The organism is Corynebacterium choanae, assembly GCF_003813965.1.
GTDB classification, from domain to species: domain Bacteria; phylum Actinomycetota; class Actinomycetes; order Mycobacteriales; family Mycobacteriaceae; genus Corynebacterium; species Corynebacterium choanae.
On record NZ_CP033896.1, the window covers coordinates 1475623 to 1497712 of the forward strand.

Here is a 22090-nt window from a genome sequence, read left to right on the forward strand (position 1 = left end):
CCAAAGTGGTGTGGAGACAAGCGCTTGGTTGGGGCAACCAATGTTGCTTATTTGCGGGCACGGCGTTGAGGACGTGGGGCGACAGTCCCGTCGGCAAGGCGGCGGGCGAAGACCAAAAATGCGGTGTGGGCGTTCATACGATGTTCCGGACGGACAGCCAACCCTTCCACCTTCCACTCCCGCAGCAATGTCTCCCAGGAACGAGGCTCGGTAAAACAGCGCTGTGCCCGCAATCCTTCCACCACGTTCATCAGCTGTGGCACTGTTGCCACATAGGTCATGATCACCCCACCTGGAATGAGCAGTTTGGTCACCTGGTCGAGATAATTCCACGGATCTACCATGTCCAAAATAATTCGGTCAACCGGGCCACCTAAATCCTCTGGGGTGACCTCCCCGAGATCGCCCAAGCGCAGCGACCACCAGTTGGGTTCTTCCCCGAAATATTCCACCACATTGTCACGGGCAAATCCGATATGGTCATCCCGAATCTCATAGGAGTACACATGGCCGGTAGGGCCTACTGCCCTTAGCAGCGCCATTGACAACGCCCCTGATCCGGCCCCAGCTTCCAACACACGGGCACCTTGGAAAATATCGCCTTCGATCAAGATTTGTCCGGCATCTTTGGGATAGATCACCGCTGCGCCGCGGGGCATCGACAGCACATGGTCAACCATGAGATGCCGGAAGCAGAGATATTGTCCGCCTTGCGCAGAGGTCACCACAGTTCCCTCGTGAGCTCCGATAATATCGTCATGTTTGATCTCACCCTTGTGGGTGAAATAGCTGCCGCCGGCGGCAAGCACAATGGTGTGATGGCGACGTTTCGCGTCGGTGAGCTGTACCCGGTCGCCGGGCTGGAACGGTCCTGAATAGGCCATGGCGGATGTATTGCACCTTCGTTGTGGTGGATGATAAAAACACACTCGGTAGCACGCCAACCGGCGCGCACACAGTGGTCGTGGTGCACCAGATGCACCTTGGTTGTTGTGCGCAGCCGTTTACGGATACCGGTTGATGAGCTTAGCGCAGCGTGGCACCAGCTGTGTATGCTGCCAAGATTTTCGTCATTGAGACAAGATCATCCCGGTGGGCAAGTTCCCGGGTGGAATGCATTGACAACAGCGGCACGCCCACATCAACAGTTGGGATCCCGAGGCGCACCGAAGTCAACGGTCCGATGGTTGTGCCGCACGGCATATTGTTGCGTCCCACAAATCCTTGCACCGGCTCGCCGATGCGTTCCGCGATTCGGCGATACAGTGCTGTCGTGTGCACATCGGTGGCGTAGCGGTGATTGGCGTTGAATTTCACCACCGAACCCCGGCCGAGGACAGGGAAATTGCGTGCGTCATGATGCTGCGCATAGTTCGGATGGACACTGTGGGCAGCATCCGCTGAGATACAACTCGACCGGCTAAGCTGGCTGGCTAGGGTTTCCGCATTACCGCCAAGCGCATGGGTGGTGCGGGTAAGCACATCTTGCAGCAGCGGACCGGAAGCACCGGTGCGGGTACCCGATCCGATCTCTTCATGGTCGAAGCAAGCCAAAATGGCGATGTCACGACTTGCCGGAGCGCCGATATTGTCGGTTGTTACACCAAAACCTGCAATGTCGCAGCCGGCGGCATGCAAAATAGCAAGCAGCCCCGGATATACGCTGGAGAGATTATCGAGCCGGGAACTGGCAATCATGGCGTGATCGATGCCGAGCCGCCCAATTTCCGCGGCAGGCGTGAGAAACAGTTCATGGGCAACAATATCGTCTACTGCAACCCCGGCAAGCTCAGCGCAATAGGCCATGACATTGTCGTAGTCTCCATCGACAGCCAACACGGGTTGCATATGGTCTTGGACTTGCGGGGCGAAGGATTTGTTTTTCTCCCGATCTAAATGGACTGCAAGATGTGGCAAACGTGCCACCGCTGGGGAGGCCACCAAATGTTCTTCACCATCGCTGGTGATGATGCTGCCGGCGATCCGCAGATCGGTGTCGAACCAAGACGCCAAAATCGGGCCGCCATAAATTTCAACATTGCATTGTAAAAACCCGTTGTTCGACAGGGTCGGATTGTCTTTGAGCTGTAATGCCGGCGAGTCGGTGTGCGCACCGATAATCCGGTAGGCCGACGACGATGAGGCCCCCTCTGGGATAACGATTGCAACTACTGCTCCGTCGCGGACAAGTACATAGTTGCCCGGGCTATTTGGCCAACCCCCGTCTTCGGTTTCATCAATAACGGTAAAACCGTGCTCTACCAGCAGTGCAGCGGCTTGAACTGCCGCGAAACGGGCAGTGGGGCTGCGGTGCAAATATTCACCGAATCCGGCAACAAACGGATCATTGGGCAGTGCCGCAGCAGGGGTGTGCACGTGAAGATGGTCAGCCTGATATGCAGTCATACTTAACCGTTCTACCATCATCACTATGTTCGGTTTGCATCCCCACCCCACAAAGGTGAATTCCAGCCACACCAGCTGTCCGGTGGAGAGCAGCGCCCCTGCAATTGCCTTACGCAAGCGCTAGCAGGTGAGGCGCAATGGCTGGTTGATGACCGGCAAACAAGGTTTGCAATACACCTGCACCGCGGAGACGGTTAGCCACGCCACAGCTGTGGTGCACCCGCACGCCGCCGGCGATCGCTAGAGTGGCACGATGTGGAGCAACTTAGCCGTAAACCATCTCGTCCAGTCGCCCTGTCGCCGTCGGCGATGGCAACCTTTCACCGCTGCCCGTTAAAATTTCGTCTCTACCGGCTCGACGGATATCAAGAGCCAGCGACACTCGCCCAACTGGTCGGCACCACAGTGCATCATGTGCTCGAAGCACTGCTCACCCCTGCCCCACAGCAGCGATCATTTCACGATATACCAACGTTGTTGACAGCCGCCGAACAAGCGATCGCCGGCGGCAACGATCAGCAAGCAATCCTGCTGCAATCATTGCAAGACAGTGGTCGGGAAGCCTACCGGCAGCAATGCTTGGAACATTTACGGAACTATTACAACACCGAACAGCCGCAAACCTTCACCTTCACCAGCAGCACCGAGGTTCGGGTCAGCGGAATGCTTGCCGAGCAGGTGCCAATCGTCGGGTTTATCGACCGGGTTGATATCTTGCCGCAGCAAACACTAGTCAGAATTGTTGACTATAAAACAGGTAAGCAACCCGCTGTTGCGCGTTTCCGGGAAGATGCGCTGCGCCAACTTCGTTTTTACGCGCTCGCCTATTGGCGCCAAACTGGAATACTCCCCGACACCCTCACTCTCATGTATTTGCGGGAACGTCCCCGCAGCCACGGCAGCAATCTGCTCACGGAACATCCCACCGAATCCCAACTATGTTGCGAAGAAGAGCAGATCGCTACGGTCTGGTCGCAGATCCTTCACGCCGGCGAACACGGTGACTTTCCGGCGCGGGAAAATGCGTTATGTAAAAACTATTGTGCATTTCATTCGATGTGCCCAGTTTTTGGTGGCACCACCCCGGACTATCCTGGCTGGCCGGGAACTGTGGCGGCTGTACCATCACCATTGCCTACCCCTGAGCAGAGTTAACACTACTGCGCAGATACCCGGCCGCAAGCAGGTCTGTTGCTTGTCCCGATATGCAACATGCCAATCTTTGCCAATATTTTCCGGCGGCTCCAGGGTTGCTCCATCAATCCGTTTGGTTTCCCGCCTTGTGGTAACGACAAGCTCGTTTTTCGTCCCCGTGATTCCAGGGTTGCGTTACTGGCTTGCTTGTTCTTGGACTGCTCGGGCAGTGCACCACTTGCCGTAGTCGCCGCCGGGACACTTTCAGGAAGTGTTTGCGGTGACATCTGCTCTAGCGGATAACACACACTGTCCATGCTGTACCAACGTCGTCGGCGACGGATGGCATACCGTTGGTGTTGCCTGCTCCCTCCTGTGTTTGCTTGTCTTAAGAGTTGTCTGTCAGCGATTATCGACTACGATCACTGCAACGCAGCAATCCATTGCCTACGCCGAAGGAGCATCATGTCCACTGCAACACCGCATTTGCCGCACACTGTTACCGCCACCATGCAGGCCGCGGTTTTTCACGGTGCCGGCGATATTCGAGTAGAAACTGTGGCCCGCCCAACGGTGACGGAACCCACTGACGCGGTTATTCGTCTCGTGGCGACCTGCGTTTGCGGCTCTGATCTGTGGTATTACCGGGGGGAAAGCGATCATGATGTCTCAGGCATCGGCCATGAGGCGCTTGGGGTTATCACCGAGGTCGGCGATACGGCCGCTGGTAGCTTGCAACCTGGGCAACTGGTCATTGTTCCTTTCGCCTACAGCGACAACACTTGTCCACACTGCGAAGTTGGGATGCACACAGCCTGCCGCAATGGCGGCTATTTTGGGCGGGGTGCGCTTGGCTGCCAAGCTGAATATGTGCGGGTGCCCCAAGCTGCAGGCACCTGTGTGCCGGTACCGCCCGGCCACTATTGCATGTCGAAGATAAAGGATTTACTTGCCTTGTCGGATGTGATGGGAACCGGCTATCACGCTATCGATGCGGCACTGGTGAAACCAGGAAATACTGTTGCGGTCATCGGTGACGGGGCGGTCGGATTATCGGCGGTGTTGGCAGCGAAGATGCGGGGTGCCGCCACGATCATCATGTTGGGTTCGCGCACAGCTGCCCGGCAGCAGTTGGCGATCGACTGTGGCGCCACCACTGTCATTAGTGCCCGTGGTCAGGAAGCAATCGATGAGGTACTGCAGATTACTGCGGGAATTGGTGTTGATGGGGTTGCTGAATGTGTGGGAACCGGTGCGGCAATGACAACCGCGATCCGTATCGCCCGCCCGGGGGCGGTGATCGGCCGGGTCGGATTGCCGCATGATGCCCCAATCGATGAGCTGTACACCTTTGGGCACAATATTGGGGTTCGAGGCGGTCCGGCGCCGGTGCGCGCCTATCTCGATGAGCTACTTGCGGCAGTACTTGACGGTGATCTGCAGCCGGGCAAAGTATTCGACTATACAACTACTCTGGACAATATTGCGGCAGCCTATGCGGCGATGGACACCCGCCAAGCAACGAAGACACTCATCGATTTCACCGCCGGCAATGGCATCACTACCACCGTCTAGTAGCAGGCTAGAGGCAACTCTGCTCCGCTGGCAGGTAGCCGACTAGAAACAGATCACCCGTCGCAACGCGCCGTGAAAAACAACCACCCGCCCCCAACGGGTGGACAGCTGTAACAAACCCAGAAGGTTGAGCAGCTCAAGTCCACATGATGGGTGCGGGTGGTGTGGCGGGTGTTGTGTCTCAGTTGAAAAGCCCTAACCTAGTCTTCCAGGTAGAGCTTGCCGCGGAACACCGGATGCATGAGGTTTTCTTTACTTAGCACTTGATCAAGGGTTTTCTCATCCATGAGTTTGTGCTTCAACACCAGTTCACGCACGGTTTTGCCGGTTTCGGCGGCTTCTTTGCCGATGACATCGCCCCAGTGGTGGCCAATAAACGGATTCAGGTAGGTGACGATACCGATCGAATTTTCCACATAAGCCCGGCACACTTCCGGATTCGCAGTGATACCGGTAACGCACTTTTCCCGCAGGGTGTTCGCCGCATTCGACAGAATACGGATCGACTGGAACAAGGCTTCCCCGATCACCGGCTCCATCACGTTGAGCTGCAGCTGCCCTGCTTCAGCGGCCATCGTCACGGTGAGATCATTGCCGAACACTTTAAAACACACCTGGTTGACAACCTCAGGGATCACCGGGTTGACCTTTGCTGGCATAATCGACGACCCTGCCTGGCGCGGTGGCAGATTAATCTCGTTCAACCCTGCCCGTGGCCCAGACGACAGCAGACGCAGGTCGTTACAGATTTTCGACAGTTTCATTGCGGCGCGCTTCACCGCACCGTGGGCAAGCACATAGGCGCCGGTGTCGGAGGTTGCCTCGATAAGATCCCGAGCAGTTTTCATCTCCAGCCCGGTGACTTCTGACAATGCGGCAACCACCTGGTGACGGTAACCAGCCGGGGTGTTCACCCCTGTGCCGATAGCTGTAGCCCCCAGGTTAATCTCGAGCAGACGCTGCGCGGCGTCTTTGAGCACTGCTTGTTCTTCGGCCAGATTGTGGGCAAAAGCTTGGAACTCCTCCCCTAAGGTCATCGGCACCGCATCCTGCAGCTGGGTGCGCCCCATTTTCAGAATGTCAATGAACTCATGACCTTTTTCTTGGAAGGCATCTTGCAGCTGATCGAAGGCGGTGATGAGGTCGCCGATCGCGTAATACACCCCCAGCCGGAACCCGGTGGGATAGGCGTCGTTGGTCGACTGGCTCATATTGACATCATCGTTCGGGTTGATGATGTCATATGAGCCTTTCGGATGGCCTAAATATTCCAAGGCAAGATTGGCCACCACTTCATTGGTGTTCATGTTTAGGCTGGTACCAGCACCGCCTTGGAACACATCCAACGGGAACTGATCCATGCAGCGGCCTTCGTCCAAAATCTGGTCGCAAGCCCATACGATCGCCTCCGATTTTTCCCCGGATAGCGTGTGCAGTCGCCGGTTCGCTAAAGCGGTGGCCTTTTTCACCTGCACCATGCCGCGGATGAATTCCGGAACATGGTTGATGGTGGTGCGGGAGATTTGGAAGTTTTCCATTGCGCGTAACGTATGCACCCCGTAGTAGGCGTCGTCGGGGACTTCCATCTCGCCGAGGAGATCAACTTCGATCCGGTAGCCGTCGCGGGCTGTCCGTTTCACATCATCATGCTGAATTGGGGTGGCAGCAGCAGGGTTGTCACCGGTGTCGGTGGGTTGCGTCGACTCGGTGGCCTCGGTTTGCGAGTCGGTGGAAGTTGCCTTGGATTTACGCGCCATCACTAGCCTATCTGTGGTTGCTCATCTCAGCAGTGGCATGGTTGACCACTGCCTGATATATCGCGGAATATGCCAACATATTGGTGGTTCAATAGGTGGCAGCTGTGCTTGAACCAGATTGGCAGGACTTGGTGGCCGCAGGTGTGCCGCGGTGATGCCTGTGATGCCGCCGAAGCAGCGTGGCGATAGTGTAACGCGGCTGCTTCAGCGTTGCTTGGTTCCAAGCAGCAAGCCGAATCCAAGTGTACTGGGGGCGATAAGCCAGTGAAGCCTGCTGCAGGTGTTTGACGGTTTTCCTGCGTCAAAGACCCCTAACCTGCCCACTTTCAGGGGTGGCAAAGCCAGATTCTTGATCTGACATATTGCCGAACATTGGTGAGCGGGAGCAGGTATCGAGCTGTAAGCCGGCGGGCATCTCTAGATTCGGTAATGCTGGCTGTGAAAAACCGTCACCGGATGGGCAGTATTCGTTGCGTGGGTGCAGGTGTTGTGCGGCGGCAACGCTTAGAGCCGGGCGATGCTGATTTCGGTGGCAAGAATTGCTTCGCCACCAAGCGCAGACAGCTCATCCATAATCGCGTTGGCATCTCGGCGCGGTACGAGTGCCCGCACAGCCACCCATCCTTGCCTGGTGAGCGGAGAGACCGTAGGACCAGATACACCCGGGGTGATTGCTTGTGCCTGCGGCAGATTTGCTGCGGCCACATTGTAGTCCAGCATGAGATAGTCGCGGGCATGCAAGATGCCTTCGATGCGGCTAAGGAGCCGCTGGCGGGTGGAGGAATCTTCCGCCCCGGGCCGGGCGATCACTACTGCCTCTGAGGCAAGCAGGGGTTCCCCAAAGGGGGCAAGGCCGTGTTTGCGCAACGTGCCGCCGGTTGAGACCACATCGGCGATAAAGTCTGCTACACCGAGTTTGATGGAGATTTCAACAGCCCCGTCGAGGCGAATCACCTCCGCGTTGTAGCCGCGTTCCGCGAGATCCGCGCGCACCAGATTTGGGTAAGAGGTGGCGATGCGTGCCCCGTTGAGCTGTCGCACATCTAGCGCTGCGTCGGCCGGTCCTGCATAGCGGAAAGTGGAAGCACCAAAGCCGAGACTGAGGAGTTCTTCCACCTCAACTGCGGCATCTTTCGCCAGGTCGCGGCCGGTGATGCCGACATCAAGTTGGCCGCCGGCAACATAGATGGCGATATCTTTCGGGCGGAGGAAAAACAGTTCCACTTCGTTGCGTTCGTCCAGCACTGACAGTGTTTTGGTGTCTTTTCGTCCGCGATATCCGGCTTGGGTGAGGATTTCTACGGCAGTCTCAGAGAGGGAGCCTTTATTGGGCAGGGCAACTTTCAACATGGGAATCGTGTTTTTCTGTGTGGGGGTGCCTACAACTGTGCTTTTCGCAACGTTTGGCAGGTCACTGTGGTCACGCCAGGTGGCGGTGATCGGCGACGGGGAAGGTTAAAGATGACGATAGATGTCGCTTGGGCTAAGACCTTTGGCAATCATCATGACTTGAGTCCAATACAGCAGCTGGCTGACTTCTTCGGCGAATTCTTCTGCAGACTGGTATTCGGCTGCCATCCACACTTCGGCAGCTTCCTCAACAATTTTTTTGCCGATCGTGTGCGGGCCTGCGGCAAGCGCTGCTACTGTCGCGGATCCGGCTGGCTGTTCGGCTGCTCGTTTTGATAATTCGGCAAACAACTCGTCAAAGGTTTTCACGGCTAGTCATTGTTCCACATTTTGGTTGCATGGTGGGCATCATCAGCAGGATCGTTCCACCAGATGGAATGCCAGGTGTGCGCTGTGGGGGCAACAACAACCTCTCACCCCCGAACCTGTTTCCCGATCGGCGGAGTCATCCTAACGACAGCACCCATAGAGCAGACGAGGCGCAGCGCAGACGGAGGTGAAATCGATGTCTGCCCGAAATATGGTTGCCCGCCTCCCTAGCAGGACGGGTCCGTGTTATCGCCGGAGCGAAGGGGATCGCTGTTGCAGCCACTGCCACAGGTGCGCAATCCCTGTCGCACCCAATTCGTAGAGCACCTCAGCATGGGAGGTCTCCCCGCCCGTAAACTCGGCCAACGCAATCGCCCCCGCAGGAACCTGGGGCGCCTGGCTGCCAGGCAACCCCACCACGGTCATACCTGCCGCGACACCGGCAGCCATGCCGGTCGGGGAATCTTCAAACACCAAACAGTCAACCGGATTGACCCCCAAAGCTGCTGCGGCAGTGAGATACATTTCCGGATCGGGTTTGCCGCGGTCAACCTCATCACCACAAATCGTGGTCACAAATGGGGCTGTACCAATAACTTGCAACGGCGGATCAGCTAATATCCGGGGCGTATTCGTCGCCACCGCCATCGCCACACCCGCCTCGGCGAGATGCTGCAACATGGTACGCACCCGCGGATCAACGCTGAGCCGCTCGGCAAACAGCTCAGTCATCCGGGCAACCATCCACCGATACCAGTGCGCCTGCCCCTCTGGGGTGACCGGAATCCCTGCATGGGTTGCCGCCACCCGATACGTGTTCGCAAACGATCCGCCGATCGTAGTTGCCCGCAACGCTGGGGTGAGCCGGCGACCAAGCTGTTCGGACAGCTCATAGGTGGCAATAGTCCAAATTGGTTCGGAATCCACCAAGGTGCCATCCATATCCCAAATAATCGCTGGCGGCAGGCCAGCCTGTGGCGGCAAAGACAAAGGATGTGTGCTGGTCGAAGAGGCCAAATCAAACACTCGTTTCAACGGTTATGCACCAGCAACGTGGCTGCACAATCAGATATTCGGGAATACGATGAGAAAAAAAGCAAGCAACCGTAAGCTTAGCACCGGCAATGCCACCGACACTTGGCTGCGATACATCTGTGGTAAACAGCAGACACCTCTCCCGAAGGCAGGGAGCAGTTTCTCCTGAAACCCGGGAGCGGTTTAACGCACACCAAGTTCTTGACGCACTGCTGCAAGCTCTGCCGCGTCACGGGTTTGCACAATCTGCCGTGCCAAGGTCACCGGAATGCCACCGGCTGCTGCCAGTTGAGCAGAAATCGCTGCGATACGCACCGCATCAGCTGGATCATCAAATAATTCACCGGCAGCCTGCTCGTTGACCAACAGAACTTCACCCCACCATGCGGCAAACGCTGAAACGCGCGCATCACCCGTGCAGGCAGCAAGCCGCCCCGGCAGCACATCCCACAGTTTGGCGAGCGCATCAATAACAGCAGCATCTAGCAGCGGATCAAAGCATGCTTTTTCCTCCGGGGAAAGATGCTGCCCTTGATGATACGAGCGCAGCTCATCAATAAACCCCGCTGCGGAGTCAGCATCATCGCAAACAAATTCATCATCCGCCTGCTGCGTAGTCGACTGTGCAACCTGACCCGCAGGAGCGGGCGCCGCGGCATCGCTTCGATTGCTTGGATCACCAGCAGACACCGGTGCACAGGCCTGCCCGGTTACAGAATCTGAACCAACAGAGGTCTCAAGCAGTGCTACCCCGAGCAGATTTGCCACCGTATGCGCAATGTATTCCCCCGGATGATCAATCGCTGCCAGGGTGTCTGCATGCTGCGAAGCAACGAACTCCATCATTGCGGCAAGTACAAGTTCAACAGCAGAATGCTCATCGGCGGGAAGGAACGGATCGACGTATCCACCAGCACCCAACACCAGACGACAAGCTGCATCAACCACAGCCAGCGCGCCGGGTGTGTCAAGATCATCAGCTAGGCGCTGTCGAAGCGCAACCGTTACCGCCACAGCCAGCGCCGGATCCACCTCGTGGGTAACCAGCTGCTGCCAGCTTTCCAAACGACGCTGCTGCTCAGCTAACAGGGTCGCGGAGAAATCCCGATCAGTTCGATAGTGGCCTGCAAGCAGCGACAAGCGGATAGCAGCTGGATGATGCCCTTGCGTAAGCAGCTTGTGCACAAACACAAGATTGCCGAGTGACTTCGACATTTTTGTGCCATCAAGCCCAATCATTCCGGCATGGGTGTACCAGCGAGCCATCCGTTTAATCCCGTGGGCGGCCTCGACATGGGCGGCGGTGTATTCATGATGCGGGAACACCAAATCGCTGCCACCGCCCTGGATAAGAAATGAAGAGCCAGGGTCTAACCTATTAGCAGCAATTGCTGCACATTCGATATGCCACCCTGGTCGCCCCCGACCGAAGGGTGAATCCCAAGCCGGTTCACCGGGTCGCTCCGCACGCCAGATCAGCGCATCCAGCGGGTCACGTTTGCCTTCACGTTCCGGATCACCACCGCGTTCTGCAAACAAGGCGAGCATCGTTTCCCGATCAGCATTGGACACATACCCAAATTGATCCGTGGCAGACACCGACACGTAGAGATCTGATCGCCCCTCGTCGTCGGTAACGCTATAGGTAACCCCTCCCTCGACCAGCCGTGCAATGAGAGCAATAACCTCATCGATAGAGTCAGTGACCGCCACATAGTCCTGCGGCGGGATCACCGACAGCGCTTCCATGTCGCTGCGGAACAAATCAATCTGTTCGTTACCAAGCGCCTTCCAATCGACACCGTCACGATCAGCTCGCTCAAAAAGCGGGTCGTCAATATCGGTGACGTTTTGCACAAACCGCACCTGATATCCCATGTCGAGGAGGAAACGGTGGATCACATCGAACGCAACATAGGTGGCCGCATGACCCAGATGAGTGGCGTCGTACGGGGTGATGCCACACACGTAGAGACCGGCTAGTTCACCAGGTTTCGCCGGCAGCGGTATTGGGGTGACCGCATCTGCTGCAGCATCAAATAACTGCAGCTGTACCGGGGTTTTCGACAGTGGATAAAGTTTCGGCTGTGGCCACGAACGCATGCCCCATACAATACGTCCCATTCGTCCCAGGCGCGAAAAAAACCACCACAACCAACCAGGTACATCGGACACGCAGCATCTTCAGCCACGGTGCCCAAGCGAACTTGTGCACCGTAGTTCTTTTGCAAGGAGCTCAGTTGCGTGCTTAAACAACATACTCGGCGAATTGGTGGTGGTTGAAGAAGATGGCAGCGTAGCTCTTCGCGCCGATGCCTTGCTGACTGCTCCCCGCCGTCGAGCCGCAAGCAGGTAAGGCTTTTTTCTGGCCAGCAGCTACATTGGATGTAATACGCCTGCTGCAAGCAGTCCCATCACCACTACACCGACCGGGATACGGTAGGCCGCAAACCAAGCAAACGAGTGGTGGGCAACAAACTTCAACAGCCACGCAATTGACGCATAGCCCACCGCGAATGCGATCAACGTGCCAACAGCGAGCTGGCTTGCCGAAGCAGCTTGCCCCGCCTCGGGGTTAAAGGCATCAGGCAGACTAAACAATCCGGAGGCGAGCACGGCTGGAATGGCAAGCAAGAAGGAAAACCTGGCCGCTGCTTCCCGCTCAAGGCCAAGCAACAGCCCCGCACTAATCGTGCCACCAGAGCGCGACACCCCTGGAATAAGTGCAAGACACTGCGCAAACCCCATGACGAGAGCGTCTTTCATGGTTAATGTGTCCATCGTTCGACGCTTGTTGCCGTAGCGTTCGGCTGCAATGAACACCAGCGAGAACCCGATCAGTACGGCTGCGGTAATCCACATGTTGCGCAGGTTTTCCCGGATGAGATCTTTACCTAAATAGCCCAACACACCCACCGGGATGGTCCCGGCGATGACCATCCAACCCATGCGATAGTCCAGGCCGCGCGCCGCCTTATTCGTTAGCCCCCGAACCCAGCCCTTGATGATGCGCCAAATATCGCTTGCAAAATAGACCAGTACTGCAGCTTCGGTCCCCAGCTGGATCACAGCAGTAAACGAAGCGCCGGCATCCTCGCCGAACAGCAGATCAGAGATAATGCGCAGGTGACCAGAGGAGGAAACAGGCAAAAACTCGGTTAGCCCTTGCACTACAGACAGCACAATCGTCTGCGGCCAGGTCATGTCGCTTGCTTGGGTGGCTTGCGTAAGACTGTCTTTCGCCGCAGAGAAAAACTGTGTGACAGGGGCAACCGCAGTCGCTAAAGAAGAAAGTGAGATCACGGCCTCAAAGGCTACACCACATCACCACATGGAGTATTGCTCGCACGCTTCCACGCTCCCCTTTCGGCAAGCTTGTGAGGTGCTTCGGGGTAGCCGAGCTGGTGTTGTGTGCTGCAGCTGCGTTTTGGCTCGCACAAGCGCCGATTCTGATCGACAGGTGCGCTTGCCCGCACAACACACCGCAAGCGTCGGCATACTTCGTTGTTAAATATTTCCGGTGACCCCAACCGGAAGCACAACCGGGGTCGGCATGGAAAGAAAAATAGAAAGTGGAATACACAAAGAAGCAGAATCTGGCCTTGTGTTCCACTAGGACTTGGCGGCCGGTCGGTACCGGTACGTATCTGCTGCAATGTTCATCCGATCTCTGACTGAGTCAGCAAGGATAACGCGGCGTACCGTTACGACGACGAGGTTGTGTGTCGTCATAGCGTGATCCAACGTTGATCAATACCCGCAGTCGTGTCGCGGCGGTGCTCCGTTCATCGGTGTTCCTGGAGCGTGCGCAGGGAAGAAACGTTCTGGCCTTCAGGACGTGCAATGGTAGGGTAAACCCCGTGAGCACACCAAAGGTACGCCGAACAATGCTGGTTTCGCTGCTTGTTGTCAGCGGTCTTCTTGCTGGTTGTTCCAGTGATTCGCCGCAAGAACAACGAGTCGATGAGCAAGCGCTTCTCTTCGGCAATGCGACTCCAGCTGATTCCCCGGCAGCCCCAGCTGCGAATCCGGTGCAGCTCAACTCCAGCTTGACTACCGCGCTTGGCGGCAGCCCAGTTGCGCTCCATTCAGTCAAGAACACGCTTATTGTGCAAGGTCCACGTGGCATAGCAGTCGGTGACCTTGCCGCAATCACCGATGGCACCGCTGACGTTGTTGCAATAAGTCAAAGCTGCGGACCGATCGCTGTTGCTCCCACCACGACTGCTTTTCCAGCAGGTGCTGTGACGATTTCATGTCCAACCGACGATGCTGCCGCTTCGGCAACAGTCACGATTTATCCACTCGATAAGCTGGACTCCCCTCTGACTGCAACCGTCGCCTCAGCAATCAATCGTGCAACCCTCACCAGTGAGGATTCGCTTGTCGTCGGATCTGATGCTGATACGCAGCTTACTGTGTATCCGGTGGCAAGCAGCGGCATTGCTGTGGACGACGGGAAGACGATCAAACTCGACCAAGTATCCGATAGTCTTGTAGCAGTTCCCGCCGCCGACTATTTGGACGGTGTTGTCAGCGTCAACGATGAGAAATCAAAAATCGGCGGCGTGTCATTGGCGGAACATGATGCCGCATATCTGCGGGGTGGCCGTGGCATCGCCCAACTTATCGCTGCCGGCGACAACACGATCGCTGCAACAGACCAGCGCAACAACCAACTAATGGTGTTTACCTCAAGTCCGCTGATTATGTTGCATCAAACCCAAACCACAGGTAAATCCCCGTGGGCTGTCGCCTGGGATGAACAAGCACAGTTGATCTACGTCTCAACGACTGCTGACAACATGTTGAGTTCCTACGATATTCACCAGGGTGTGCCAAGTCTCGTCGGGCAAGTCCCAACGGCTGCTGATATTCGCTCAGTAGTCGTCGTCGGCGACAACGTGGTGACGTTAAGCGCTAACGGCACCTTGGATGTTCTGTCGGCTGACGCGCTCGCAACGCTGCGGGGCGAATAGTTTTTCTTCTTTTACGTTGATCGATGCTGCCGCTTCCTGCTGTTGACAGTGTGTTGCGCGGCAACCAGCAATAACCGCGCCTACACCTTTTATGGCTTTTCGGTGGTTCAATCGCACCGGGTAGCTGCTGAAGTTGCGGTGTGACCACACGATTGGATCAGGTGTTAACCGTTATCATGTCTGCTTTACGCCATCCGCTCTATGACCGAATCTATCCGATTGCGCTCAAAGCGATGTTTCGGCTTGACCCGGAAACCATCCACCACCTCATGATTGGGGCGTTAAACCAATACGCAAAGCTCAAGCCGTTGCATCCAGTTGTGGCCGGAGCATTTGTCGAACGTGATCCGCTGCTTGCAGTTTCAGCCTTTGGGGTGGACTTCCCTGCCCCACTCGGGTTGGCTGCAGGATTCGATAAAAATGCCACAGCAGCAAACGCCTGGCGATCACTGGGTTTTGGCTACGCTGAGCTCGGCACGATTACCGCCTATCCGCAGCCGGGCAACCCTACCCCCCGCCTTTTCCGGTTACCTGCAGATAAAGCAATTATCAACCGGATGGGTTTTAACAATGTGGGCGCCGAGGCTGCCGCGGATCATCTCCGCCGCCGGGACACCGATCATGTGATCGGGATTAACATTGGCAAAACGAAAGTGGTGGATGCCGCTCATGCTGCCGATGATTATGCGATGTCAGCGCAATTGTTGGGTGATTTAGCTGACTTTGTGACAGTCAATGTCTCTTCGCCGAACACACCCGGATTGCGTGATTTGCAGGCAGTCAGCTCGCTGCGGCCAATCTTATCGGCGGTGACCGCGCACACTTCATCGCCGGTGTTGGTCAAAATTGCACCTGATCTGAGTGACGAGGATATTGATGCGGTCTGTGATCTTGCCGTGGATCTTCGTCTGGCTGGGATTGTGGCGACAAACACCACCATTGCCCGCGACGGTTTGATAACCCCAGCAGACGAAGTAGCAGCGATGGGTGCCGGTGGGTTATCTGGGGCACCGGTAGCGCAACGATCACTTGAGGTTATTCGCCGCGTATATGATCGGGTTGGCGACAAGCTTGTCGTTGTGGGCGTGGGCGGAATTACGACTGCGGAACAAGCCTGGGAGCGAATTCAAGCTGGCGCTACCCTGCTGCAGGGCTACACGCCATTCATCTATGGCGGGCCGATGTGGGTGCGCGATATCCATCACGGGATTGCGCAACAGCTGCGCGCATACGGTTTCCGCAATTTGCAGGAAGCAGTAGGCCAGCACAAACCGTGGATTGATGTGGACGCCTGACCCGAATCCCCTTTGCGTCTTGGATCAAGTCGTAGCTTGCACAATGACCAGGTTCGCTCCCGCAAATGCGGAAGCGAACCTGGTCTCGTTGTATGTGCGGGCATGCGCGCCTGCGAGTAGTGCTTATTGCAATGCCAAGGACACTAAAGGCACTATGGTGTGCTTGCGACTGCCGCATGCTTTTGCCGCAGGATCAAGCCTGCCAAGAGGGCGACTATTCCGTAGCCGACAAGCCAGGCGGGGGCGATCACGGTGAGTACATAGGGTGGGATCAGCACTGAAGCGATAATGATTGCTACCACAACCACAAGTACGATGGTGCGTCGTTTGGGGTCGGTGTGACGCTGTCCGACGGAACCAAACAACGCCCACACCACCGCGGCGATTAGCAGCAGTGGCAGGCGAACCGTGACTGGAAACGGGGTGGTGAATCCTTGGGTGACAATGTGCAGGACAAACGTCAAAAACAAGACGAATGCCAGCACAATAAATGCACCCCCGGCGCGCAATGCCGGGGAGATGAGAGTTGCTTCACGGTGAGCTTGTTGAGCAGCCATTGCATCAGTGTACCTAAGGTCATAGCACCATTGGCGGGATTTTCGCGTCTTTGCGCTAACACTGTGGTCGCGTCATGGTGGTGCAGCTGCTGGGCTCGTCGGTACCGCAGGGTTTGTGCTTACTGTGGTTGCAGTAGTGCTGAGTCGAGGTTCGCTGTGGTGCGATTGGTGTTGTTTCCGGTGGTTGCCAATCAGCGGCGCAACAGGAACACACTGGGGGTGGCCGCATAGAGCGGCTGCAGCGCCAAAGTGATGTGGTTTGGCGCTGCAGGGTGCGCTATGTGGCGGGTGTTTTTGTTCGGGTGTGAAAATCCTCGCGGTGGCTGTATGTGCTGTTATTCTGCGTGGTTTTCGTGCCAACCCCAGGTGATACCACGGGCAATGCTGTGGAAGTAGAGATTGAATCCAAGCACCGTCGGGGTGGTGTTTTCGTCGAGGTCAAGCTTTTCGGTGTCGAGTGCATGAACGGCGAACAGGTATCGGTGGGGACCGTGTCCCGCTGGTGGTTGCGGACCGTAGTAGCCTTGTTTGCCACCATCGCCGTGCAAAACTAGCGCCCCTGGGGTGTTGCCGAACGTGGCGTCGCCGTGGCCGGTGGGAATTTCAGTCATGTCGGCGGGAATGTTGCATACTGCCCAATGCCAGAATCCGGCAGCGGTTGGCGCATCCGGGTCAAAGCAGGTAATTGCTAGTGATTTGGTGCCTTCCGGAAGGTTGGTGATTGTCAGCTGTGGGGAAACATCGTTGCCGCCAAGCTGTGCTTGGGCAAATTGACCACCGCGCTCAAAATCGGTTGAGGTTACGGTGATGCTGTTGGGAATGCTGTCCAGTGCCGCATACGGGTCTGGACCTGGGAATCGGGGATCAACATAGTCTGCGGTCATACTTTCCAGTTATACCGAAACTTGCCTTTCTGTGACGGGATGGTTTCGGTGGTTGGTAAGCGGCAGGTGACTTGCCGCAGGTGGGTGTTTTCACCGGTTGTCTTGTTCGGGCTTTAGGTGGGGTCGGGGTGGTTGGTTGGATGGTGGCTGGTGGGTGATGGTTCTGCGATAGCTGGTTGATTTGCTTGGTTTTGGGTGCCGAGCCAGCGTTGATAGAGCTGCGCATAGGCGCCACCGGCGGCGAGTAGCTGTTGTGGGCTGCCATCTTCAATGACTGTGCCGTTGTCGATAAACACGATGCGATCGGCGGCTTGGGCCTGCTGCAGGTGATGTGCGACCACAATCGAGGTTCTACTATTTGCTACGGTCGTCGCTGCACGGGTGAGCGCCGCACCTGCGGCGGAGTTCGCCTCTGAGGTGGCTTCATCCATGATGACGATGGGCGGATCAGCAAGCAGGGTGCGCGCCAGGGTGATTTGTTGGATGACTAGTGGATCAAGATCATCGTGGCCGGCACCGATTAATGTATCTAGGCCGTCTGGCAGTGAGCGCTGCCAGGCGAGGGTATCTGGGGTGAGTCCAACTTCGGCTAAGGCTTTGTATAGTTGCGCATCATCGGCCGCGGGGTGGGCAAAGTGTAAATCTTGTCGCAGTGTCCCGGAGAATACGTGCATCTCCTGGGTGATGAGCTGCACTTGCGCGGCAAGCCAAGTGTCGCTCACGGCGGCGGTGTCCACCCCACCGATGAGGATTCGTCCGCTGGTGGGGCGAAGGAGACCCGCAATGACTTGGGCGATGGTTGATTTGCCTGCCCCAGATGCACCCACTAGGGCGGTGGAAGTACCACCGTGAAAGGTGAGATGGCAGTTATCGATTACTGGGGCACCGTCGTGATAGGCGACCGTAACCCCGTCGAGCACAATATCGGCTTGGCGAATCTCGTCGCTTCCCGGCAGTGGCCTCCCCTGCATCGTTGCTGTCTCCGGCGGGGTGAGCTGTGCTAGTGCTACTGCTCGTCCAAAAGCGGTACCAGCTTGCTGGATGGAGCCGGCAAACATCATGAGATTGAAAATATGGATCTCAAGGCGGCTAATGAGCAGTACTGCTGCGGTTGCCTGGCCGACGGTCATCGCCCCGGTGTGAGTTCCCCACACGCCGAGAATAATGCCTGCGATCTCCAGGAGGAAGAAGAGGATTGAGGCGACTATGAGGAGCTTATTGAGCAGTAGCTGTTGCCGCATCGCTGCCCGGACACTGCCCCATGATGCTTGGCTCATGCGCCTGATTGCCCACTGTTCAAGCGACAAGGCACGCAGTGTTGGTTCGCTGCGAATGGTGTCAAGCAACGTGGCGTTGCGATGCGCATCGGCCACACTGTGCCGGTTGACGATCGTTGGCACCTCTTTGATGGCGTAGCGCAGAGCGGGAACACTGATCACAATGACCGCGACGGTAAGGATTGCATAGTGCCAGTGGATCAATGACAGTGCCACCAGCGACAGCGGCAGCATCACCATGGTCGTAAGCGCCCGGGAACCGATATTGCGAACAACGTTAACTGCCTTGTCAATATCGGAAGTCAACCGGGTGATGACGTTGCCGGTGCCAAGCTCCATGATCGTCGGGATTTCGGTGGCAAGCACACTACTTACACAGCGCGCACGTAATTCGACGGCAATATGGCGGCTACGCACGGCCAGCTGGTAGGCAAGCAGGGGGCGCAGTATTACTTCCCCAGTCATACATATCCCGCAGGCAATGAGCATCCAGAGAAAACCATTGGTGGTGGCAGGAAACGGTCCTACTGCTTGGCCGCGCAGCAGGTCGACGAGCCTGCCCCACAGGGTACTGGTTGCGATAATCGTGGCGACAAGCAACACCGTGGTCGATACGATCGTCAGGATGCGGCCAGTGGTTAACCCACCTTCGAGACTGCGCAGCATTGCCCAACTCTCAGCCCCGGAGGCCGGCAAGAGTGCGTCATCAGCTTCTCCGTCTTGCTGGGATTCCGGCTGCGCATCAGCAGGATTATGCCGCGTGGTTGGCGTGGCCGCAGCAGGGTGTGTGTCAGGTACTGCGTTTTCGTCAGTGGTTCCTAGCGTGTGTTCGGCGGCAAGGGGGTGCCGATGGTGGTGCATCGGGTGCGCAGGCGACGGCTCATGATTTGCGTTGGTGTTGTCACTGTTCACGACGTACTCCTTCGCCGGTGGTTCCTCGCTTCCAGTCGGTTTCTGGTGTGGTGTTTTCGATATGTGCCAGGCGTAGTACTGTGGTGTCAGTGGTCGAATCGGTGGTAGCCGCGTTGGTATCGCCGGAAACAATTGCCCACTTGGCGAATAGTTCTTGGGCGGCTGCAGCACCGCTGACGGTTGCAGTGGCGACCGCCCGCCATGCCCGATCGGCTGAAAAAATAATCGTCAACTGATGTTTCCGTAGTTGGGCAGTTCGGTTGGCTACCCGATCGAGGGTGACCGCATCAAGCCCGGAGGTGGGCTCATCCAGGATGAGCAGGAAAGGATTCGTGGCGAGCACCCGGGCAAGGGCGACCCGCTGCCGCTGACCCCCGGAGAGGTTGAGCCCTGATTCCCCAATCCGAGTCGTCGGCAGAGGATCATCAATCCCATCGCCACCAAGCCGGATAATAATGTCTTCGCAGCTTGCCGCATAAAGTACAGCTGATTGTGACGCTTGCGCGATGGTGCGCTGGGGATTGACATTGTCGGCAAGATCCCCTTCCCACAAATGCACCGCATGCGGAGCAACCACCGCCGATTCGGGACAAACAGCAGACAGCTGCTGCGCCAATAGCGTACGTTCGTCGACGTTGGTATCGGTCACCACTACCAGCCCGGCAGGTAAGGCTTCTATCCGTTGACTGGTAGCAGAAGCAGCAGACGTGGTATCCGTGGCATTTGCTGCAGTAATAGATCGGGATTCCATCGCCCGGGTGCCAGGTTGCAAGGGATACTGCATGTCAGCGACGTTTGGTTTGTTGACAGTTGCAGAATCCGTCTGCAACTTACGACCTGCCTCATGCCGCAGCTGTAAAATCCGTTCAGCAGATGCCAGTGCACGGGAATAAACATCGACGAGAAACCCGATCGCATGCCCACTGACGATCAGCGTTGTCGGGATGAGCAGGGCTGCGGTAACGAAATCCGGCTGCTGCATTTGTCCAGCTAATGTGGCAAAACCACACCAGCCCACCAGGACAAACGCCCCTACCGCCGGGATAATTCCCCGCAAGGCAAACATCACCGAATCAATTTTCGTTTCTCGCAGCATGGCTGCAAGCGCCTCACCATTAGCCGTCCCAAACCGTGTTGTTGCAGCGCTCGTCGCCCCCAGGCCCTTTACCACTCGCACCCCTGAGGCGTAATCGGTTGCTAACGCCACCGCGTGTGCTTCCTTAGCGCGGCGTGCGGCCGCAGCCTTTGCCACTGGTTTTCCGGACTGGAGACCGACTATCACTGTGAGCACAATAAACACCCCCAACCAGAGGCTGATCCAAGGTGAGATGGTGACAAACAGCAGCGCGGTAAACAGTGCACTGGCGGCCATGCCCAAAGGGAAAACCAAAAGCATTTTCATACCTGCCACTGCGGTGACATCTTCATCGATGGTGTTCATCACCCAGCCCGGGGCGCGGGCGGGCATTCCTTCATCCATGAGGCGCTGCACAAGTTCCAGGCGCAACGTGTGTTGGCTGCGCAACTCAGTGGCCGTTAATGCTGTATCACTGATGACTTCCGCGATTGTTCGGAAGGCTTCAAGAGCCATGAATACGCACAGCAAGATAGCGACCTGCGTCATCGTCGCAGCAACGAAAATGGTGGAGGTGGCTTCTCCAAGTAGCCGCGAAAGTACGACGCCCCCGAGGTTCAACAGCAAGACAAATATCACCCCGCCGAGGGTGACTGCTGGTTGATGTTTGACGATCCGCCACGCTAGTCGACGTGGGGTGATTGTCGGATTGGCGGCAACGATTGCCCCATAGGTTTGCGGGCTGGGCGGGGTGAGCCAACCAAACCACCGACTGATATTCGCCTTTGCGGGAACTTGTTGCGCAGCCGTAACCGTCATGGCTCACATAATACAGAACCTGGCGCAGTAGCCTCCCAGGACAAGGGCGTGTTTGCTGTGTTGTCGGCGCGTTCGTCACACAGAAAATTGTGCGACCGTCACGGGGGATATCACTGGTTGTTGCCGTCCGCGGTGCGCAGGGCGGCCAACACCCCTCACACCAGCCAAGCCTGCCGCACCCAACGCTGCTGCCGAGGGGTTTCCACAGGTGCGTGAGCCAACTTGCGGACCGTGCCGGATAGCGTTGCAGAAAAACAGATTGTATGCAGGCAATTTGTGGATTCCACAGTGGAGGTTTAAAGTAGTTAACGCCCAGCCGGAAGGCAGCGGGCAAAAGACCACTGTCCGGGTGGCGGAATGGTAGACGCGCTAGCTTGAGGTGCTAGTGTCCTATTAACGGACGTGGGGGTTCAAGTCCCCCTCCGGACACTTGAAGAAGCGGCGATGCAACGGTAGACACCAGCGCATCGCCGCTTCGTTGTATATCACCAGGAGATATTCGCAAGTCTCCCCGATTCCCTTCGCCGCAGCGCGGGTGTCGCGAACGCTACACTGACGATCGCTGCCCGCACCGGCTATTGTGATGACACAGTTGGCCACCACAATTCCGGGATAAACAGCGTCCCTCAGATTTGCTCGATATCCTCGCGCACCAAGTCCACTGTT

Annotated in this window: 15 protein-coding genes, 1 tRNA gene and 1 pseudogene; 5 read left to right on the plus strand and 12 right to left on the minus strand. The window is 56.9% G+C overall.

Features of this window, described 5'->3' with window-relative positions; translation table 11 throughout:
* Positions 1-47: 47 nt before the first annotated feature.
* Together CCHOA_RS05285 and CCHOA_RS05290 are read right to left on the minus strand one after the other, a co-directional pair.
* Positions 48-884 carry a tRNA (adenine-N1)-methyltransferase gene (locus CCHOA_RS05285; RefSeq protein WP_123927836.1) on the minus strand — a complete coding sequence of 279 codons (837 nt, stop codon included), beginning with the start codon at positions 882-884 and terminating at the stop codon, positions 48-50.
* 142 nt (positions 885-1026) lie between these two features.
* Positions 1027-2406, minus strand: coding sequence for a M18 family aminopeptidase (locus CCHOA_RS05290; RefSeq protein WP_123927840.1), 1380 nt, complete (start codon positions 2404-2406; stop codon positions 1027-1029).
* 255 nt (positions 2407-2661) lie between these two features.
* Between CCHOA_RS05290 and CCHOA_RS05295 the strand changes: the two genes are divergently transcribed.
* On the plus strand, positions 2662-3561 hold the full coding sequence (locus tag CCHOA_RS05295; RefSeq protein ID WP_123927842.1) for a RecB family exonuclease: 900 nt from the start codon (positions 2662-2664) through the stop codon (positions 3559-3561).
* A gap of 444 nt (positions 3562-4005) precedes the next feature.
* Entirely contained in the window at positions 4006-5115 is a 1110-nt protein-coding gene (locus tag CCHOA_RS05300) for an alcohol dehydrogenase catalytic domain-containing protein (RefSeq protein ID WP_377739751.1), read from the plus strand.
* 200 nt (positions 5116-5315) lie between these two features.
* Here the strand turns inward: CCHOA_RS05300 and aspA are convergent, their stop codons facing one another.
* The 6 genes and pseudogenes from aspA to CCHOA_RS05330 all read right to left on the minus strand — a co-directional run bounded on the left by aspA (position 5316) and on the right by CCHOA_RS05330 (position 12830).
* On the minus strand, positions 5316-6872 hold the full coding sequence (gene aspA, locus CCHOA_RS05305) for an aspartate ammonia-lyase (RefSeq protein WP_123927845.1): 1557 nt from the start codon (positions 6870-6872) through the stop codon (positions 5316-5318).
* A 504-nt stretch (positions 6873-7376) separates the two neighbouring features.
* Positions 7377-8222 (minus strand): ATP phosphoribosyltransferase, encoded by an 846-nt coding sequence (gene hisG, locus CCHOA_RS05310; RefSeq protein ID WP_123927848.1) that lies wholly within the window; start codon positions 8220-8222, stop codon positions 7377-7379.
* Positions 8223-8327: 105 nt separating this feature from the next.
* Positions 8328-8591, minus strand: a complete 264-nt coding sequence (locus tag CCHOA_RS05315) for a phosphoribosyl-ATP diphosphatase (protein ID WP_123927851.1) — start codon at positions 8589-8591, stop codon at positions 8328-8330.
* A gap of 246 nt (positions 8592-8837) precedes the next feature.
* Positions 8838-9581, minus strand: a complete 744-nt coding sequence (locus CCHOA_RS05320) for an HAD family hydrolase (protein WP_206425829.1) — start codon at positions 9579-9581, stop codon at positions 8838-8840.
* A 978-nt stretch (positions 9582-10559) separates the two neighbouring features.
* A pseudogene (mshC, locus tag CCHOA_RS10915) lies at positions 10560-11729 on the minus strand (cysteine--1-D-myo-inosityl 2-amino-2-deoxy-alpha-D-glucopyranoside ligase); the annotation flags it as partial.
* Between the two features lie 273 nt (positions 11730-12002).
* Complete coding sequence (locus CCHOA_RS05330; RefSeq protein WP_123930868.1) at positions 12003-12830, minus strand: undecaprenyl-diphosphate phosphatase; 828 nt, start codon at positions 12828-12830, stop codon at positions 12003-12005.
* A gap of 656 nt (positions 12831-13486) precedes the next feature.
* Here CCHOA_RS05330 and CCHOA_RS05335 point away from each other — a divergent pair.
* A complete protein-coding gene (locus tag CCHOA_RS05335; RefSeq protein ID WP_123927857.1) occupies positions 13487-14605 on the plus strand; it encodes a hypothetical protein in 1119 nt (372 codons plus the stop codon).
* Positions 14606-14781: 176 nt separating this feature from the next.
* On the plus strand, positions 14782-15900 hold the full coding sequence (locus CCHOA_RS05340) for a quinone-dependent dihydroorotate dehydrogenase (protein ID WP_123927860.1): 1119 nt from the start codon (positions 14782-14784) through the stop codon (positions 15898-15900).
* A 152-nt stretch (positions 15901-16052) separates the two neighbouring features.
* Here CCHOA_RS05340 and CCHOA_RS05345 read toward each other — a convergent pair whose 3' ends face one another.
* The 4 genes from CCHOA_RS05345 to CCHOA_RS10920 form a co-directional block, all read right to left on the minus strand.
* Positions 16053-16457, minus strand: coding sequence for a hypothetical protein (locus CCHOA_RS05345; protein ID WP_123927863.1), 405 nt, complete (start codon positions 16455-16457; stop codon positions 16053-16055).
* A 335-nt stretch (positions 16458-16792) separates the two neighbouring features.
* Entirely contained in the window at positions 16793-17341 is a 549-nt protein-coding gene (locus tag CCHOA_RS05350) for a YbhB/YbcL family Raf kinase inhibitor-like protein (RefSeq protein ID WP_123927866.1), read from the minus strand.
* Positions 17342-17454: 113 nt separating this feature from the next.
* Positions 17455-19479, minus strand: a complete 2025-nt coding sequence (locus CCHOA_RS05355; protein WP_377739986.1) for an ABC transporter ATP-binding protein — start codon at positions 19477-19479, stop codon at positions 17455-17457.
* Positions 19480-19519: 40 nt separating this feature from the next.
* Positions 19520-21424: an ABC transporter transmembrane domain-containing protein gene (locus CCHOA_RS10920; protein ID WP_206425771.1), complete on the minus strand. Its 1905-nt coding sequence runs from the start codon at positions 21422-21424 to the stop codon at positions 19520-19522.
* Between the two features lie 343 nt (positions 21425-21767).
* Here CCHOA_RS10920 and CCHOA_RS05365 point away from each other — a divergent pair.
* A tRNA-Leu gene (locus tag CCHOA_RS05365) sits at positions 21768-21853 on the plus strand.
* Positions 21854-22090 lie beyond the last annotated feature (237 nt).

Coding starts and splice junctions, on each gene's coding strand:
- CCHOA_RS05330 (WP_123930868.1), bottom strand. CDS start 12,830: ATGACCTGGCCGCAGACGATTGTGCTGTCTGTAGTGCAAGGGCTAACC.
- hisG (WP_123927848.1), bottom strand. CDS start 8,222: ATGTTGAAAGTTGCCCTGCCCAATAAAGGCTCCCTCTCTGAGACTGCC.
- CCHOA_RS10920 (WP_206425771.1), bottom strand. CDS start 21,424: ATGACGGTTACGGCTGCGCAACAAGTTCCCGCAAAGGCGAATATCAGT.
- aspA (WP_123927845.1), bottom strand. CDS start 6,872: ATGGCGCGTAAATCCAAGGCAACTTCCACCGACTCGCAAACCGAGGCC.
- CCHOA_RS05345 (WP_123927863.1), bottom strand. CDS start 16,457: ATGGCTGCTCAACAAGCTCACCGTGAAGCAACTCTCATCTCCCCGGCA.
- CCHOA_RS05340 (WP_123927860.1), top strand. CDS start 14,782: ATGTCTGCTTTACGCCATCCGCTCTATGACCGAATCTATCCGATTGCG.
- CCHOA_RS05285 (WP_123927836.1), bottom strand. CDS start 884: ATGGCCTATTCAGGACCGTTCCAGCCCGGCGACCGGGTACAGCTCACC.
- CCHOA_RS05290 (WP_123927840.1), bottom strand. CDS start 2,406: ATGACTGCATATCAGGCTGACCATCTTCACGTGCACACCCCTGCTGCG.
- CCHOA_RS05350 (WP_123927866.1), bottom strand. CDS start 17,341: ATGACCGCAGACTATGTTGATCCCCGATTCCCAGGTCCAGACCCGTAT.
- CCHOA_RS05355 (WP_377739986.1), bottom strand. CDS start 19,479: ATGCACCACCATCGGCACCCCCTTGCCGCCGAACACACGCTAGGAACC.
- CCHOA_RS05300 (WP_377739751.1), top strand. CDS start 4,006: ATGTCCACTGCAACACCGCATTTGCCGCACACTGTTACCGCCACCATG.